The sequence below is a fragment of the Jatrophihabitans endophyticus genome (genome assembly GCF_900129455.1).
Taxonomy (GTDB): Bacteria; Actinomycetota; Actinomycetes; order Mycobacteriales; family Jatrophihabitantaceae; genus Jatrophihabitans; species Jatrophihabitans endophyticus.
In genome coordinates this window covers 540094-556943 of sequence record NZ_FQVU01000001.1, presented here as the reverse complement: position 1 = coordinate 556943, position 16850 = coordinate 540094, and the positions used below count along the sequence as shown (strand labels likewise).

16 protein-coding genes are annotated in these 16850 nt (G+C 74.5%); 13 read left to right on the top strand and 3 right to left on the bottom strand.

From position 1 onward, the window contains the following. Nucleotides 1-3 precede the first annotated feature (3 nt). The 6 genes from BUE29_RS02585 to BUE29_RS02560 all read left to right on the top strand — a co-directional run bounded on the left by BUE29_RS02585 (nt 4) and on the right by BUE29_RS02560 (nt 7264). Nucleotides 4-1179 (top strand): cysteine desulfurase family protein, encoded by a 1176-nt coding sequence (locus BUE29_RS02585; RefSeq protein ID WP_073385507.1) that lies wholly within the window; start codon nt 4-6, stop codon nt 1177-1179. Nucleotides 1180-1189: 10 nt separating this feature from the next. Then, on the top strand, nt 1190-2269 hold the full coding sequence (gene mnmA, locus BUE29_RS02580) for a tRNA 2-thiouridine(34) synthase MnmA (RefSeq protein WP_200800005.1): 1080 nt from the start codon (nt 1190-1192) through the stop codon (nt 2267-2269). Further along, nucleotides 2266-3264, top strand: a complete 999-nt coding sequence (locus BUE29_RS02575) for a uroporphyrinogen decarboxylase/cobalamine-independent methonine synthase family protein (RefSeq protein ID WP_073385505.1) — start codon at nt 2266-2268, stop codon at nt 3262-3264. Before mnmA ends, BUE29_RS02575 begins: the two co-directional genes overlap by 4 nt. Before the next feature lie 98 nt (nt 3265-3362). Beyond that, a complete protein-coding gene (locus BUE29_RS02570) occupies nt 3363-4088 on the top strand; it encodes a hypothetical protein (protein WP_073385502.1) in 726 nt (241 codons plus the stop codon). Between the two features lie 104 nt (nt 4089-4192). Beyond that, nucleotides 4193-6397 carry an NAD-dependent DNA ligase LigA gene (gene ligA, locus BUE29_RS02565; protein WP_073385499.1) on the top strand — a complete coding sequence of 735 codons (2205 nt, stop codon included), beginning with the start codon at nt 4193-4195 and terminating at the stop codon, nt 6395-6397. 90 nt (nt 6398-6487) lie between these two features. Further along, the gene (locus BUE29_RS02560; RefSeq protein ID WP_073385496.1) at nt 6488-7264 is read left to right on the top strand and encodes a phosphatase PAP2 family protein; all 777 of its coding nucleotides are present in this window, start codon (nt 6488-6490) and stop codon (nt 7262-7264) included. 6 nt (nt 7265-7270) lie between these two features. Here BUE29_RS02560 and BUE29_RS02555 read toward each other — a convergent pair whose 3' ends face one another. After that, nucleotides 7271-7921, bottom strand: a complete 651-nt coding sequence (locus tag BUE29_RS02555; protein ID WP_073385494.1) for an ACT domain-containing protein — start codon at nt 7919-7921, stop codon at nt 7271-7273. A 120-nt stretch (nt 7922-8041) separates the two neighbouring features. Between BUE29_RS02555 and gatC the strand changes: the two genes are divergently transcribed. From gatC to BUE29_RS02525, 6 genes are read left to right on the top strand one after another with little or no spacing between them, the layout of a single operon-like run. Then, the gene (gene gatC, locus BUE29_RS02550) at nt 8042-8362 is read left to right on the top strand and encodes an Asp-tRNA(Asn)/Glu-tRNA(Gln) amidotransferase subunit GatC (RefSeq protein WP_073385491.1); all 321 of its coding nucleotides are present in this window, start codon (nt 8042-8044) and stop codon (nt 8360-8362) included. Continuing rightward, entirely contained in the window at nt 8359-9843 is a 1485-nt protein-coding gene (gene gatA / locus BUE29_RS02545) for an Asp-tRNA(Asn)/Glu-tRNA(Gln) amidotransferase subunit GatA (protein ID WP_073385488.1), read from the top strand. Before gatC ends, gatA begins: the two co-directional genes overlap by 4 nt. Continuing rightward, nucleotides 9840-11318 (top strand): Asp-tRNA(Asn)/Glu-tRNA(Gln) amidotransferase subunit GatB, encoded by a 1479-nt coding sequence (gene gatB / locus BUE29_RS02540; RefSeq protein WP_073385485.1) that lies wholly within the window; start codon nt 9840-9842, stop codon nt 11316-11318. The genes gatA and gatB overlap by 4 nt, the downstream gene beginning before the upstream one ends. A 4-nt stretch (nt 11319-11322) precedes the next feature. Next, entirely contained in the window at nt 11323-12318 is a 996-nt protein-coding gene (locus BUE29_RS02535; RefSeq protein ID WP_200800004.1) for a DUF2332 domain-containing protein, read from the top strand. Between the two features lie 50 nt (nt 12319-12368). Further along, nucleotides 12369-13442: a hypothetical protein gene (locus tag BUE29_RS02530; protein WP_143167941.1), complete on the top strand. Its 1074-nt coding sequence runs from the start codon at nt 12369-12371 to the stop codon at nt 13440-13442. Nucleotides 13443-13478: 36 nt separating this feature from the next. After that, the gene (locus BUE29_RS02525) at nt 13479-13985 is read left to right on the top strand and encodes a hypothetical protein (protein ID WP_073385479.1); all 507 of its coding nucleotides are present in this window, start codon (nt 13479-13481) and stop codon (nt 13983-13985) included. Between the two features lie 27 nt (nt 13986-14012). Here the strand turns inward: BUE29_RS02525 and BUE29_RS02520 are convergent, their stop codons facing one another. Then, nucleotides 14013-15236: a PQQ-dependent sugar dehydrogenase gene (locus BUE29_RS02520; protein WP_073385476.1), complete on the bottom strand. Its 1224-nt coding sequence runs from the start codon at nt 15234-15236 to the stop codon at nt 14013-14015. Between the two features lie 64 nt (nt 15237-15300). On the opposite strand from BUE29_RS02520, the gene BUE29_RS02515 reads away from it, so the two are divergent. Beyond that, nucleotides 15301-16290 (top strand): 2-hydroxyacid dehydrogenase, encoded by a 990-nt coding sequence (locus BUE29_RS02515; RefSeq protein WP_084180621.1) that lies wholly within the window; start codon nt 15301-15303, stop codon nt 16288-16290. A 46-nt stretch (nt 16291-16336) separates the two neighbouring features. On the opposite strand, the gene BUE29_RS02510 is transcribed toward BUE29_RS02515, so the two are convergent. Beyond that, complete coding sequence (locus tag BUE29_RS02510) at nt 16337-16846, bottom strand: PH domain-containing protein (protein ID WP_073385473.1); 510 nt, start codon at nt 16844-16846, stop codon at nt 16337-16339. Nucleotides 16847-16850: the final 4 nt, after the last annotated feature.

Here is a 16850-nt window from a genome sequence, read left to right as displayed (position 1 = left end):
GCGATGCCGTACCTGGACCACGCAGCGACGACACCCATGCTCCCGGAGGCGGTCGCGGCCGTCACGGAGGCGCTGGGCCGAGTCGGCAACCCCTCGTCGCTGCACGGTGCGGGCCGGCGGGCCCGTCGCACCGTCGAGGAGTCGCGCGAGCAGTTGGCCGCCGTGCTCGGCGCGCGGCCGTCGGAGGTGCTCTTCACCGCCGGCGGCACGGAGTCGGACAACCTGGCCGTCAAGGGCATCTTCTGGGCCCGGCGCGACGCCGATCCCCGCCGGGTCAGGGTGATCGCCGGCTCGGTCGACCACCACGCGGTGGTCGACACCGTCGACTGGCTGGTCGCCCACGAGGGCGCGCGCGTCACGTGGCTGCCGGTCGACGCGGCCGGCGTCGTGCACCCCGACGCGCTGCGGACGGCGCTCGCCGCCGACCCCGACGACGTCGCCCTCGTCACCGTCATGTGGGCCAACAACGAGATCGGGACGGTCATGCCGATCGCCGAGCTCGCCGCCGTCGCCCACGAGTTCGGGGTGCCGCTGCACACCGACGCCGTGCAGGCGGTCCCGTCCCTGCCGGTCGACTTCGCGCTCGCCGGCGCCGACGCGCTGACCATGACCGGTCACAAGCTCGGTGGCCCGCCCGGTGCGGGTGCGCTGCTGCTGCGCCGCGACGTCGCCTGCGTCCCGCTGCTGCACGGTGGTGGCCAGGAGCGTGACATCCGGTCCGGAACGCTGAACGTGCCCGGGGCCGTTGGGTTGTCGGTCGCGACGGCCCTGTGCGCGCAACGGCGTGCGATCACGTCGGCGCGCGTGGGAGCACTGCGCGACGACCTCGTGGCGGGCGTGCTCGCCGCGGTGCCCGACGCCGTCGTGCACGGCCACCCGACGCGGCGGCTGCCCGGGATCGCGAACATCTCCTTCCCCGGCTGCGAGGGCGACGCGCTGATGATGCTGCTCGACGCCCGTGGCGTCGAGTGCTCCACCGGGTCGGCGTGCTCGGCCGGCGTCGCGCAGCCGTCGCACGTGCTGCTCGCCATCGGCGCGGACGCCGCCCGCGCCCGCGGCTCGCTGCGCTTCTCGCTGGGTCACGACTCGTCGCACGACGACGTCGAGCAGGCGGTCGCCGCCATCGGCCCGGCCGTCGAGCGCGCCCGGCGGGCCGGCCTCACCTCGGTGGCGTCGTGAGGGCGGCGTCGTGAGGGTGCTCGCCGCGATGAGCGGCGGGGTCGACTCCGCCGTGGCCGCGGCCCGGGCCGTGGACGCCGGTCACGACGTCACCGGTGTCCACCTCGCGCTCTCCGCCGCCCCGGCGACGTTGCGCCACGGCGCTCGCGGCTGCTGCACCGTCGAGGACGCGCACGACGCCCGCCGGGCGGCGGACGTCCTCGGCATCCCCTTCTACGTCTGGGATCTCGCGGAGCGGTTCCGCGCCGACGTCATCGACGACTTCGTCGACGAGTACGCCGCCGGGCGCACCCCGAACCCGTGCCTGCGCTGCAACGAGAAGATCAAGTTCTCGGCGGTGCTCGACCGCGCGCTCGCGTTGGGCTTCGACGCGATCGTCACCGGGCACCACGCCCGGCTGCACGACGGCCGGCTGCGCCGTTCCGTCGACGCGGGCAAGGACCAGTCGTACGTGCTCGCGGTCTGCTCCCGCGACCAGCTCGCCCACGCGCTGTTCCCGCTCGGCGACACCACCAAGGCGCAGGTGCGGTCCGAGGCGGCCACGCGCGGGCTCGCCGTGGCCGACAAGCCCGACTCGCACGACATCTGCTTCATCGCCGACGGCGACACCCGCGGCTTCCTGGCGCGCCGGCTCGGCGCGACCGACGGCCCGATCGTCGACGCCGAGACCGGCGTCGAGCTCGGCCGGCACGCGGGGTCGTTCGGCTACACCGTAGGGCAGCGTCGCGGCCTCGACATCGCCCAGCCCGCACCGGGGGGTGAGCCGCGGTACGTCCTGTCGATCCGTCCCGCCGACAACACCGTCGTCGTCGGCCCGCGGACGATGCTCGCGGCGGCCCGCATCGACGCCGAGCGTGCAGTGTGGACGCGGGGTCGCGCGCCCGGCGACGCGTTCGAGTGCACCGTCCAGCTGCGGGCCCACGGCATGACCAGCCCTGCCACGGTGCACGTCGAGGACGCGACGGTGACGGCTACCCTGCACGAACCCCAGGTCGGCGTCGCGAGCGGTCAGGCCCTGGTGATGTACGACGGCGACGAGGTCCTGGGCTCCGCCACGATCGCGGCCGTCCACGCCCCCGTCCCGGCGTGACCGAGCGGCCCTGGGCGCCGGGAGCGGCGACCGGCGTCGGCTCGCTGCCGGGCACCGATCCCCGCGACGCCGCCGCGCTCGTGCTCGGTGAGCTGCCCGGGCTGCCGCACCTCGTCGAGCTGCCGGCGCGCGGCCCCGGGGCCGGCATGATCGGCCGGGCCGCCGCGCTGCTCGTGGAGCTGCCGGTCGAGATCGTCCCGACGGGCTGGCGCCTCGCCGCGCACCCGGGGCGCGACCTGAGTGCCGCGCGCGACCTGCTTGCCCGCGACCTCGACGCGCTCGAGGAGGCCGCCGACGGCTGGCAGGGGCCGTTGAAGCTGCAGGTCACCGGCCCGTGGACGCTCGCGGCCGCCCTCGAACTGCCGAACGGCAATCGGGCGGTCGGCGACCACGGTGCCGTCCGCGATCTCACCGCGTCGCTCGCCGAGGGCGTGCGCGGCCACCTGGCCGACGTCGTCGGCCGCGTTCCCGGGGCGCGTCCGGTGCTGCAGCTCGACGAGCCGGGACTGCCGGCGGTGCTCGCCGGCCGCGTCCCCACGCCGTCGGGCTACGGGACGGTGCGCTCGGTCGCCGCGCCGGTGGCGGAGCAGGCGCTGCGCGACGTGCTGGCGGTGGCGCCGCCCGGTGCGCGGGTCGTGCACTGCTGCGCGCCCGACGTCCCGTTCGCGCTGTTCGCGGCGGCCGGCGCGGATGCCGTGGCGGTGGACGCCGACCTGCTGCGGACGTCGCACTACGACCTCCTCGGCGACCTCGTCGACGCGGGGGTCTCGCTGTGGCTGGGGGTCGTTGCGAGCACGGGGGAGCGCGGCTTCGAGGACGCCCGCGCGGCCGTCCGCTCGCTGTGGCGCGACCTCGGCTTCGCGCCCCGCGAGCTCGCGGCGTCGGTCGTGCCCACCCCGGCCTGCGGCCTCGCGGGCGTCACTGCGGCCGCGGCGCGGCGTGCGCTCCGCACCGTCCGCGACGTCGGCCGCAGCCTGCTCGACGACCAGGGCTGACGCGGAACGCCGACCGGGCCGAGCGCGCGCTGACCGGGCCGGCAGCGGCGACGACCGGTAGCGTGTCGCTCCCCGAGCCCCGACGCGGAGGATCCACCGTGCACGCTGCCGTCCGACGCCCTCTCGCCGCCCTCGTCGTCCCCGTCCTCGGCGCGGGACTGCTCGGCGCCTGTTCGAGCACCGACGGCATCGGCGACACATCGTCCTCGTCGAAGCCGTCGAGCGGCGCCGCGTCCTCGTCACCGGCATCACCGTCCTCGACGACCACCTCGACGGCGCCGTCGGGCTCCTCCTCCGCCGGCGGGAACGCCGGTCTGGAATCGGCGCTGCTGCCCGCCGCCGCGGTCGGCGCGCAGTTCACCCGGACCGTGTCCGACACCGGTGACCGCGACCCGCTGCCCTGCACGCCGGACAAGCCGTCGCTGCAGGTCCAGGTCCCGCCGCAGCGTTACCTGGGCGCCACCTACCGTCACCCCGACCAGGACGTCCAGGTCAGCGAGAACGTCGTCGTGTTCGCCGACGACGCGGCCGCGCAGCGCTACTACCGGGCCGCGGATGCGGGACTCGGCTGCGACAGCGGTCGGATCTCCGGCGAGACCTACCGCATCACGGGCCCCGGACGGCTCCAGGTCTCGACGGTCGACATCGACGCCGGGCAGGGCTGGGACCTGGTCGGCAAGTCCTACAAGGCCACCCTGGCCATCGTCCGGCTCGGCGCGAGGATCGTCTCGTTCACGTTCCTGGCGACGACGTCGACCACCAAGAAGGTCGCCGTGCAGCAGATCATCGATCGGGCCGTGGAGCTCGCCGACCGCGAGCTCTGACCCCGTCCCGTCGCCTTCCTCGGCGAGTTGGTCGAAGAAGTGGGCTGTGGATCGACCAACTCGCCGAGGAAGGCGTGTCGGAGCGGCCCACTAGATTCGCCACCATGACCGAGGTGCCCGACAGCGCGTCCACCGAGGCCCGCGACGAGCACGCCCGCATCGCGCAGCAGGTCGACGACGCCGCCTACCGCTACTACGTGCTGGACGAGCCGACGGCCAGCGACGCCGAGTACGACGGATGGCTCCGGCGGCTGCAGGAGCTCGAGGCCGACTTCCCCGACCTGCGCACGCCCGAGTCGCCCACGCAGCGCGTCGGCGGCACGTTCTCGACGCTCTTCACGACGGTCGACCACCTCGAGCGCATGCTCAGCCTCGACAACGCGTTCTCGGCCGACGACATGGCGGCCTGGGTGCAGCGCGTCGAGCGCGACGCCGGGACGTCGCCGGCCTACCTCTGCGAGCTGAAGGTCGACGGTCTCGCCGTCAACCTGCTCTACGAGAAGGGCCGGTTCGTGCGCGGGCTCACCCGCGGCGACGGCCGTGCCGGTGAGGACGTCACCGGCAACATCCGCACCATCGGCGTCGTGCCCGACACGCTGGCCGGCGACCCCGACACGCCGGAGGTCCCCGACGTCCTCGAGGTGCGCGGCGAGGTGTTCTTCCCGGTCGCGCGCTTCGAGGAGCTCAACGCCGCGTTGATCGAGGCCGGCAAGACGCCGTACGCGAACCCGCGCAACACCGCCGCCGGCTCGCTGCGGCAGAAGGACCCGCGCATCACCGCGCAGCGGCGGCTGTCGATGGTCGTGCACGGAGTCGGTCGCGTCGAGGGCGGCCCCGCGGTCAGCGCGCAGTCGCAGTGGTACGAACACCTCGCGAGGTGGGGGCTGCCGACGTCCGACCGCGCCCGCGTGCTCGCCGACGCCGAGGCCGTCCAGGAGTTCATCACTAACTACGGCGAGCACCGCCACGACGTCGAGCACGAGATCGACGGTGTCGTCGTCAAGGTCGACGACCTCGGCCTGCAGCGTCGCCTCGGCTCCACCAGCCGCGCGCCGCGGTGGGCCATCGCCTTCAAGTACCCGCCCGAGGAGGTCAACACCGAGCTGCTCGCGATCAAGGTCAACATCGGTCGCACCGGCCGGGCCACGCCGTACGGCATCATGCGCCCGATCAAGGTGGCCGGCTCCACCGTCGAGAACGCCACCCTGCACAACCAGTGGGAGGTCGCCCGCAAGGACGTCCGCGTCGGCGACACCGTGGTGCTGCGCAAGGCCGGCGACGTCATCCCCGAGATCGTCGCGCCGGTCGTCGCACTGCGGCCCAAGGGCACGCGCAAGTGGACGATGCCGAAGCACTGCCCCGAGCCGGGCTGCCGTACCGACGGTCGACGCACCGTGCTGCGCCCCGAGAAGGAGGGCGACAAGGACTACCGCTGCCCGAACTCGCAGCACTGCCCCGCGCAGCTGCGCGAGCGTCTCTTCAGCCTCGCCTCGCGCTCCGCCCTCGACATCGAGGCGCTCGGCTACGAAGGGGCCACCGCACTGCTCGACGCCGGCGTCATCACCGACGAGGGAGACCTGTTCGCGCTCGCCCCCGACGACGCCACGGGCGACGAGACGTCGGCCCGCGAGCTCCTGGCGCGGGTGCCCGCCTACACCCGCGCGGCCAGGAAGAACGACGCCGCCGAGCACGTGGTCGACGGCCGGGTGCTCTCGGCCAACGGCGAGAAGCTCGTCGGCAACCTCGCCCAGGCGCGGACGCGACCGCTCTGGCGCATCCTGGTGGCGTTGTCCATCCGGCACGTCGGCCCGACCGCGGCCCGGGCGCTCGCCACCCACTTCGGCAGCATCGACGCGTTGCGCACCGCGTCCGTCGAGCAGATCGCCGAGGCCGAGGGCGTGGGGGGCGTCATCGCCGAGGCCGTGGTCGAGTGGTTCGCCGTCGGCTGGCACGCCGACATCGTGCGCAAGTGGGCCGCCGCCGGGGTGCGGACCGCCGACGAGGCCGACGCCACCCCCAGGACGCTCGCCGGTCTCACGGTCGTGGTGACGGGTTCGCTCGCCGGGTTCTCGCGCGACGAGGCGAAGGAGGCGATCATCACTCACGGTGGCAAGGCGTCGGGCTCGGTGTCGAAGAAGACCGACTACGTCGTGGTGGGGGAGAACGCCGGCAGCAAGGCCGAGAAGGCCGAGCAGCTCGGGGTTCCCGTCCTCGACGAGGACGGTTTCCACACGCTGCTGGCCGAGGGGCCGGCGGCGTCGGAGGGCGATCCGGCCGAGCCGGCCGACACGGTCGTGACGAACCCGTGACTCGCCGTCCGTAGCCTTCCCGGCGCGCGACCCTGAGGGATTCTCGCGTCGGATTAGGTGCCTCTCATCGGACTCTGGAAGGAAGGTCGCGTGGCGACGGTGGGCGAGCGGGAACGGCCGGGGACGAGCAGGCTGCCGTCGGTCCGTGTCGCCCGGTGGCAGCTGGTGGCCTTCGCCGTCCTGCTCGTCGCGTACGTGATCTACACCCTCGGGGTGCTGCACCCCAGCGACGTGGGGCGGATGGACCGCTGGGTCTACACGATCCACTTCCGGCGCGACGTCCTGCCGACCTGGCTCTACGACCTGCTGCTGAAGTACGTCTACTTCGGCCAGCGCGGCGTCGCCACCGTCGTCTTCCTGCCCTACTTCGTGTGGACGGCCTGGCGGCTGCGCAACGCCCGCCCGCTGGTGATGCTCGTGGTCGCCCTGATCCTGCTGAACGTGAGCGTCGGCGCGGTCAAGCTCGCCGTGGGGCGTCTCGGCCCGCGGCTGACCGTCCACTACTTCGACGTGCACATGGGCGGCGACATCTACCCGTCCGGGCACGTCGCCAACACGGTGGTGCTCTACGGCCTGATCGCCTGGATCTCGCTGCGTCACCGCACGCTGTTCACCGCGATCGCCGTGTGGCTGGCGGTGTCGGTGGGTGTCGCCGCCGTCATGGTCAACACCCACTGGTTCAGCGACATCGTCGGCGGCTGGCTGGCCGGCGCCCTCGTCCTGCTCGCGCTGCCGTGGTTCGTGCCGACGGCCGAGCGGTGGGTGGCGGCCGGCTACGCCCGCGTCAGGCCGCGCACCGACCCCTGGGTGGAACGCGCGCAGGAGCGGTGGCGGCGGCGTCGCGAGGGCACCGACGCCACGCGCTGACCCGGGTCAGGGCTCGAGCGGCGTGACGCTCGCGGCGATGGCGGCGAGGTACTGCAGCCGGACGAGCTCCGAGGGCACCCACCGCAATGTCGGCCGTCCCACCAGCAGCGCCGCCTCGCCGAGGCAGGTGACCGCGAGCTCGGTGCCGAGCCGCCCCCAGTCCGGCGGCGCCCACGACGCGTCCGGGTCCAGCGGCCGGCTCGGGGCCGGGGGCCACCACGGCACCGGCAGCGACTCGATCTCCGGGGCGGCGCCGCCCGAGGCGAGCACCGCCGACTGGCCCGACACCGGCGCGGCCAGCACCAGTGCCCAGCCGGCCCGGAACACCCGGGCCACACCGGTGGCCAGCGTCTGCAGCGAGGCCGAACCGTGCCCGAGCGAGTCGAGCAGCTCCAGCTCGCGGTGCGCGTCCAGCTGCCCGGCGTAGGGGCGGATCGACTCGACGTGCACGCCCTCGACCGTGGCCGCGGCCGACACCAGCGAGTCGGCCAGCCGGTCCGGCGGCAGCTCGACGACGAAGTCGTCGGTGGCGTGGCCGGGGGAGCGCTCGACGACGTCGACGGACAGGATGTCGGCGCCCACGGTGCCGAGCGCCGTCGCGACGGCGCCGAGCGCGCCGGGGCGGTCGGGCAGCTTCAGCCGGAGCAGGAACGACACGCCGCACAGCCTGCCGCACCCCTGTGACGCGGTCGTTACGGGCCCCCGGGGACGGGCGCCGGGCGCGACGGGCCGACGGTGGCGCCGCCGGGGTCCGCGGGGTCCGTAGACTTCCGGAGCGTGTCGACACCCACCCCGGACGGCGCCGGCATCGGCCGCGACGACGTCGCCCATCTCGCCCGTCTCGCCCGGCTCGCCGTCACCGACGACGAGCTCGACGTCTTCGCCGGCCAACTGGACGTCATCCTCGGCTCGGTCGCGCGCGTCGCCGAGGTGGCGGCCGCCGACATCCCGCCGACGTCGCACGCCGTGCCGATGACGAACGTCTACCGCGCCGACGAGGTGCGCCCGTCGCTGCCGCGCGACGCGGTGCTGGCCGGCGCCCCGGCCGTCGAGGACGACAAGTTCCGCGTGCCCCGGATCCTGGGGGACGCGGAATGAGCCTCGTCGGCAGGACCGCCGCGGAGCTCGCCGAGGTGATCGCGAGCGGTGAGGCCAGCGCGGTCGAGGTCGCGCAGGCTCACCTCGACCACGTGGCCGCGCACGATCCCGCCGTCCACGCGTTCCTGCACGTCGACACCGAGGGCGCGCTGGCGGCGGCGCGGGCGGTCGACGAGCGGCGTGCCGCGGGCGAGCCGCTCGGCCCGCTGGCCGGCGTGCCGCTGGCGATGAAGGACGTCGTGGTGACCGAGGGGCTGCCGACGACGTCCGGCTCGAGGATGCTCGAGGGGTGGCGCCCGCCCTACGACGCCACGGTCACCCGGCGCGTCAAGGACGCCGGGATCGTGATGCTCGGCAAGACCAACATGGACGAGTTCGCCATGGGCAGCTCGACCGAGAACTCCGCCTTCGGCCCGAGTCGCAACCCGTGGGACCTCACCCGCACGCCCGGCGGCTCGTCGGGCGGCTCCTCGGCGGCGGTCGCCGCGCTGCAGGCTCCGCTCGCGATCGGCACCGACACCGGCGGCTCGATCCGCCAGCCCGCCGCGGTCACCGGCATCGTCGGGCACAAGCCCACCTACGGCGCGGTCTCGCGCTACGGCCTGATCGCGTTCTCCTCCTCGCTCGACCAGGCCGGCCCGTTCGGCCGGACGGTCCTCGACACGGCGCTGCTGCACGAGGCCGTCGCGGGGTACGACCCGGCCGACTCGACGTCGATCGACGCGCCGGTGCCGGCGGTGGTCGCGGCCGCCCGCGAGGGCGCCGCGGCCGGCAGTCTCGCCGGCGTGCGCGTGGGCGTGGTGCGCGAGCTCGGCGGCGAGGGCTACCAGCCCGGCGTCCTCTCGTCCTTCGAGGCCGCGGTCGAGACGCTGCGCGGGCTCGGCGCCGAGGTCGTCGAGGTCGGCTGCCCGCACTTCGACTACGCGCTGGCCGCGTACTACCTGATCGCGCCGAGCGAGTGCTCGTCCAACCTGGCCCGCTTCGACGCGGTGCGCTACGGCCTGCGCGTCGGCGACGACGGCGCCCGCTCGCTCGAGGACGTCATGTCCCTGACCCGCGAGGCGGGCTTCGGCGCCGAGGTGAAGCGTCGCATCATGATCGGCACCTACGCGCTGTCGTCGGGCTACTACGAGGCGTACTACGGGCAGGCGCAGAAGGTGCGCACCCTCATCGCCCGCGACTTCGCCGCCGCGTTCGAGCGGGCCGACGTGCTCGTGTCGCCGACGACACCGTCGGTGGCGTTCGGGCTGGGGGAGAAGGTCGACGACCCGATGGCGATGTACCTCAACGACCTCTGCACCCTGCCCGCCTCGCTCGCCGGCACCCCGGCGATCTCGGTGCCGTGCGGGCTGTCCGAGGGCCTGCCGGTGGGGCTGCAGATCATGGCGCCCGCGCTGGCCGACGACCGCTGCTACCGGGTCGCCGCGACCTTCGAGGCGGCCACCGAACCACTCACCCTTCCCGCGGGAGCGCTGGCATGACGTACGAGGACGTGATCGAGCGCTACGAACCCGTCATCGGTCTCGAGACCCACGTCGAGCTCGGCACCGCCTCGAAGATGTTCTGCGGCTGCGCCACCGGTTTCGGCGCGGAGCCGAACACGCAGACCTGCCCGGTCTGCCTGGGGCTGCCGGGTGCGCTGCCGGTGGCCAACGAGCAGGCGATCGAGTCGACGATCCGCATCGGGCTCGCGCTCAACTGCAGCATCGCCACGTGGTGCCGGTTCGCGCGCAAGAACTACTTCTATCCCGACATGCCGAAGAACTTCCAGACCTCGCAGTACGACGAGCCGCTGTGCGTGGACGGCTATCTCGACGTCGACGTCGACGGCACCACGCACCGGGTCGGCATCGAGCGGGTGCACCTCGAGGAGGACACCGGCAAGAACACCCACGTAGGGACGTCCGGACGCATCCACGGTGCGGACTACTCGCTGGTCGACTACAACCGGGCCGGCATCCCGCTCGTCGAGATCGTCACCCGGCCGGTGACCGGTACCGGCGCGCTGGCGCCCGAGGTCGCCCGGGCCTACGTGACCGCGCTGCGCGACATCCTGCGCACCCTCGGCGTCAGCGACGTGCGGATGGAGCAGGGCTCGCTGCGCTGCGACGTGAACACGTCGCTCAACCTGCCGGGCGAGGCGTGGGGCACGCGGACGGAGACCAAGAACGTCAACTCGCTGCGCAGCGTCGAGCGCGCGGTGCGTTCGGAGATCCTGCGGCAGGCGCCGTTGCTGGACGCCGGGGAGCGGATCCGGCAGGAGACCCGGCACTTCCAGGAGCAGACCGGTGACACCCGCAGCGGCCGCAGCAAGGAGGAGGCGACCGACTACCGGTACTTCCCCGAGCCCGACCTCGTGCCGATGGCGCCCGACGCCGCGTGGGTCGAGTCGCTGCGGGCCACGCTGCCCGAGCTGCCGGCCACGCGCCGGGCCCGGCTGCGCGACGAGCTGGGGCTCTCCGACGACGACCTCGCCAAGATGACGAACGCCGGTGTCGTCGACCTCGTGGGCGCGACGGTCGAGGCGGGCGCGCCGGTGGGCGAGGCCCGCAACTGGTGGATGGGGTACCTCGCGCAGAAGGCCAACGAGCGCGAGGTCGAGGTCGCCGACCTCGGCATCACCGCGGCGCAGGTGGCCCGCGTGGTCGCGCTCGTGGCGTCGGGGGAGCTGACGACCGCGCTCGCGCGGCAGGCGGTCGACGGCGTGCTCGAGACCGGCGACGACGTCGACGCCGTGGTCGCGGCCCGCGGCCTGACGGTCGTCTCGGACACCGGCGCGCTGGAGCAGGCGGCCGACGACGCGATCGCCGCGAACCCCGACGTCGCCGACAAGGTGCGCAGCGGCAAGGTCGCCGCGGTCGGCGCGCTGGTCGGCGCGGTCATGAAGGCCACCCGCGGGCAGGCCGACGCCGCCGCGGTCAAGGACATCCTGCTGCAACGCCTCGGCGCGCGGTAGCGGCGTGGCGAGCCCCGGGGCCGACTGGATCGGCGGCGACGGCAGGTCGACGGCGTCGACCTACCGGGCCATGGCCGCCGACCAGCTGCACGGCGTCTCGCCGTCCTACGAGCGGATCTGCCTGGGCATCGCCGACGACACCGACGTGCAGGCGCTCATCGACCGGCTGCCGCGACCGAAACGGCAGCCCAACCTGCTGCTCGCCGCCGTCCGGCACGTGGGCGGGCCGGTGTCGTCGTGGGAGGCATTCCGGGAGTTCGTCCACGGTCACTGGGACGACGTCGAGCAGGTCGTGCTCACGCACGCGACGCAGACGAACGAGGCCGGCCGGTGCGCGGTGCTGCTGCCGGTGCTCGCCGCGCTGCCGCAGCCGCTCGCGCTGCTCGAGGTGGGTGCATCGGCCGGGCTGTGCCTCTACCCCGATCGCTACGGCTACCGCTACCACCACGACGGCGGCGAGACCCGGCTCGGGGAGGGGCCGCCGGTGCTGTCGTGCCGGCTTGAGGGCGCGCCGCCACCGTCGCGCCGGCCGGAGGTCGTGTGGCGGGCCGGCCTCGACCTGAACCCCCTCGACGTCACCGACGACGAGGACGTGCGGTGGCTCGAGTCGCTCGTCTGGCCGGAGCAGGCCGAGCGCTTCGACACGCTGCGCGGCGCGCTCGCCGTGGCCCGCCGCGACCCCGCCCGGGTCGTGCGCGGCGACCTGACCCGCGACGTCGCCGAGCTCGCCGCGGCGGCACCGGCCGACGCCACCCTCGTCGTCTTCCACACCGCGGTCCTCCCGTACGTCCCGGCCGACGCCAGGGGCGAGTTCGTCGACGTCGTACGAGCGCTCGCCCGGCGCAGACCGACCGTCTGGCTCGCGAACGAGGGCCGCGGTGTCGTGCTGCCCGGCGCCGAGCACCTCGCCGGCCCGGGTTCGTTCGTCCTCACCCGTGACGGCGAGCCGGTGGCGGTGACCGCCCCGCACGGCGGCCACTACGCCGCCCTCGCCCAGTGAGGCGGGCCGCCGCTCGACGCCGCACCGCCGTCGTCGTGATCGCGGTGGCGATGACCACGACGCCGACTCCCGCGGCCGCGACCGGCGGTGCCCGGGCGCTGTTGCGCATCACCGACCCCCGGCTCGACGAGGTCAGCGGCCTCGCGCCCGGGCACCGCTCGCCGGGCGTCTACTACGTCCAGAACGACAGCGGGGACGAGAACCGGTTCTTCGGCATCGACGCCCGTACCGGGGCGACCGTGGCGACGGTCCACGTGGCCGGCGCCACGAACGTCGACTGGGAGGACATCGCCACCGCGGGCCGCGGCACCGCGGCGGCGGTCTGGCTCGCCGACATCGGTGACAACGACGCGCAGCGCGACGAGGTCCGGGTGTACCGCGTGCGCGAACCGCGGCTCGCGGCCGACGAGCGGGACGGCGACGTCACGACCGCGCGGGCGGACGTGTGGCGGCTGCGCTACCCGGGCGGCCCGGTCGACGCCGAGTCGCTCGCGGTCAGCCCGGCCGGCACCGCCTACGTGGTCACCAAGTCGCTCACCGGCACCTCGACGGTCTACCGGGTGCCGGCCCGGCCGAGCCGCGAGCGGGTCCGCGCCCTGACCCGGGTCGCCCGGGTCACGTTCTCGTTCACCGGGACACCCGGCGGTCCGAACGCGTTCGGGCAGCTGACGGCCACCGGTGCGGCGTTCTCGACCGACGGGCGGCTGTTCGCGGTGCGGACGTACACCGACGCCTACGTGTGGCGGGTCGGCGCCGGCGGCGACCTGGCCGCGGCGCTCCGCGCGACGCCGACACGGGTCGCGTTGCCCGCGCAGCCGCAGGGGGAGGGGATCGCGATCGTCGGCCGGCGGCTGCTCGTGGACTCCGAGGGGACGCGGCAGCGGGTGTGGTCGGTCCCGCTCCCCGCCGCCGTCGTCGGGACGGCGGACTCGACCCCGGCGCCGACGTCATCGCCTTCCCGGTCGCCGGCCACCCGGTCGCCACGGACCATGGCGGCCGGCAGCAGTGACGGTGGCAGCGGCGACAGCGACGGCGACGGCGACGAGGTGGTGCGCTATCTCGTCGGCGGTGCGCTCGTCATCGTGCTGGCCGGGGTCGTCCTCGCCGTGACGCGCCGCCGGTGACGGACCCGGCGGGGCGAAACACGGCAGGATGACCGCATGACCCGCACCGCGGCCTACCAGCACCCGCTGCTGGCGCTCACTCTCTGGATCGCCGGCGGCCTCGTCGTGCTGGCGGTCGTCGCGGCGATGGTCGGCCACCACCTCGTCAAGCGCGGCATCCGGGAGCCGTTCTTCGTCCGGCTCGTCAACCGCGTCTCGGAGAACGTCGTGGACGTCGTCAAACGGCCGCTCACGATCGCCGTGCTCGACGAGGTCGCCGACGTCCTGCGCACCGGCCATTACACCCGCAACGTCGCGTCCGCGCTGCAGGAGAACCGCGAGGAGCTCAAGCAGATGATCTCGGAGAAGATCAAGGAGGACCCTGCGGCGGGCCACATCAGCATCGTCCCGTTCCACGACCGGATCATCGAGCAGGCCAGCGAGACCACGCTCCGCGTCATCCTGGAGGTGCTGGCCGACCCGCGCACCGACGAGCTCGTCTCCGACGTGCTGCGCGACAACATCGACCAGATCCGCATCGCCGTGCGCGACCGGGAGATCTGAGCGGGCACGTCCCGCTCCGTCGGCCGCTCAGCCCGGGTTGCCCTCGCCGCCCCCGCCGTCGGGCACGTAGCGGATCACGCGCTCGTCGGCCGCGACCGGCTTGCCGTTGCCGTCGCGGTTGGACGTCGTGAGCCAGAGGGCGCCGTCCGCGGCGGCGACCACGGTGCGCAGGCGGCCGTAGCGGTTCTTGAGCGCCGCGGTGAACTTGCCGACCTTGGGTCGTGTCGCGGACCCGGTCAGCGGCGCGGCGAGCAGCTGCTTGCCGTCGAGGGACGTGACGTAGAGCCGGCCGTTGAGGACGGCGCAGTCACCCGGGGCGCCGGTCGCGGCCGGTGTCGACGCGAGCGGGGCGGTCCGCGACAGGTCGTCGCCCTTGCCCACGACGTTGACCTCCCCGGTGCCCGCCGCGGAACGCTCTACCTGCAGCAGCGTCGAGGACTGCGCGCAGAGGCCGTCGGCCTGCCGCAGCCCGCTGGCGTAGATCGGCGAGGAGCCGCGCGGATTGCCGGCGGCCGGCGACCCGATGTCGTCCACCCGCAGCAGCTTGCCGGCCAGGCTGCGGCTGCTGGTCGCCAGCGAGGTGCGGCCGGCGTCGCCGGTGCCGATCTCGAGCGTCCCGGTGGCGGAGAACTGCAGCCGGCCGGTGTTCCCCGACCGGCCGTGCGGGATCCCGGTCACGACGGGGGTCACCGGGCCGTCGAGGGTGAAGGCCACCACCCGGTTGTCCTTCTTGGTCGAGATGTAGGCGTAGACGAGGCTGTCCTCGCCGTAGGTGGGCGACAGCGCGAGGTCGAGCAGGCCGCCGTCGCCGGAGCCGTCCACCCCCGGGAGCGTGCGGACGGTCGGCACCGCCTTGCCGGCCGTCGGCTGCACCCGCACGATGCGTCCGGTGCGGCGTTCGCCGACGAGTGCGGTGTTGTCCGGCAGCATCGCCAGCCCGACCGGTGCGCGCAGCTTGGTGGCGACGACCAGGGGATCGCCCTTCTGGGTGGGCGTCGAGCTGCTGCCGCCGCTGCCGCCGCCGCTGCCACCACCGCCGCCGCCGCCGTTGCCCCCGCCACTGCCGCCGGACCCCGGTAGCGACGGCACGGGCAGGATGGGCGTGATCTGCACGCCGGGGCTGTGCTCGACGACCGAGCGGCCCGGACTCGGCCGGTAGTCGGGGGCCTCGGAGCCACCGGCGGAGCATCCGGCGAGCACGGCGGCGCCGGCGGCGCAAGCACCGAGGAGCGCGGTCGCGGCACGTCGCATCCGTCCAGTCTGCCCGGCGAAGCTGTGGGCCCGGCGGCCGCCCGCGGTCTCTAGGCTCGACACCGTGACGATCACCGTGAGCGTGCCGACCGACGACGAGCGTGACCTGCTGCGACACGGGCTGGCCGCCGCGGTACCGGGCGACGGGGGAACGGGCGACGGGGGACCGGGCGACGGGGCCGGTGCCGCGCCCGACGTCGACATCGTCGTGTGGGACGGCACCGGGACGGCACCGGACGGCGCGGAGCGCATCGAGCTGTTCGTCGGCCGGTACAACGCGCCCCCGCCGGCGCGGGAGGCCCTTGCCGAACTCCCGGTGCTGCGTGTGGTGCAGCTCGTCTCCGCCGGCGTCGAACCGTGGCTGCCCGTCGTCCCCGACGGGGTCGCGCTGTGCAACGGCCGTGGCGTCCACGGCAGCTCCACGGCCGAGCTCGCCGTCGCCGGGTTGCTCTCGCTGCTGCGCGAGCTGCCCGCCCAGCTCGACGCGCAGCGCGACCGGCGGTGGGAGCGCCGCGAAGCCCGCGGTCTGGCGGGGCGCCGCGTGCTCGTGCTCGGTGCGGGCGACATCGGCCGACGCATCGGCGGCGTCGCCGAGCTGCTCGACGCCGAGGTCACCTACGTCGCCCGCACGGCGCGTGAGGGCGTCCACGCTCTCGCCGAGCTGCCCGACCTGCTGCCGCGCCAGCAGGTGGTGGTGGTGGCGCTGCCGCTGACCGCGGAGACCGAGCGACTGGTCGACGCCGCGTTCCTCGCCGCCCTCCCCGACGGTGCGGTGCTGGTCAACATCTCCCGGGGACGTCACGTCGACACCGACGCCCTGGTCGCGGAGCTGCGCGCAGAGCGCCTCTCGGCCTTCCTCGACGTCACCGACCCCGAACCGCTGCCCGCCGGCCACCCGTTGTGGGACGCCCCCGGGCTGCTGCTGACCCCGCACCTCGGCGGCGGCACGTCGGGGTGGGAGCAGCGCGCGTACCGGCTCGTCGCCGAGCAGGTGCGCCGGCTCGCCGACGGGGGAGTCGAGTCGCTGGTCAACCGGGTGGCCGGCGACTACTGACACCTACTGACACCGGCGTCCCGACCGCAGGGAGGTCGGCGCGACGTCAGCGCCGACGGCGCCGTTGCGGGGCCGGTTTGGGCGTGGCGTCGGCGAGCTCGGGCAGGTGCCCGCCGCTCAACCGCGACAGCGGACCGAGATGGGCCAGCCGCACGCAGGGCAACCGGGTGACGCCGTCGTCCTGCACGGCATAGATCGACCGGCCACGTACCGAGAGCCCGCGCAGCGTCGGCCACGGCAGCAGCCGGGACCCGAACACCGCCCGCACCGTCAGCCCGTCGGCCGTCACGATCGTCGCGGTGCGCGCGACGAAGAACGCGGCCAGCACCGGGACGAGCAGCACGAGCAGCTGCGGGCCGAGGGAGAAGCCGTTCGTCGAGCCCGACGCGACGTCGCGCACGTCGCCCGCCCCGCCGCCGGAGAACGCCACCGGCACGGCACCGAGGACGAGGAAGACGATGATCAGGTAGGACGTCCGCGGCAGCCGGATGACGACGGGCTGCGCCGGGCCGACCGGGCCTTCGGACCCGTCACCGGGGGGCGGGCCTGAGGGCATGGGT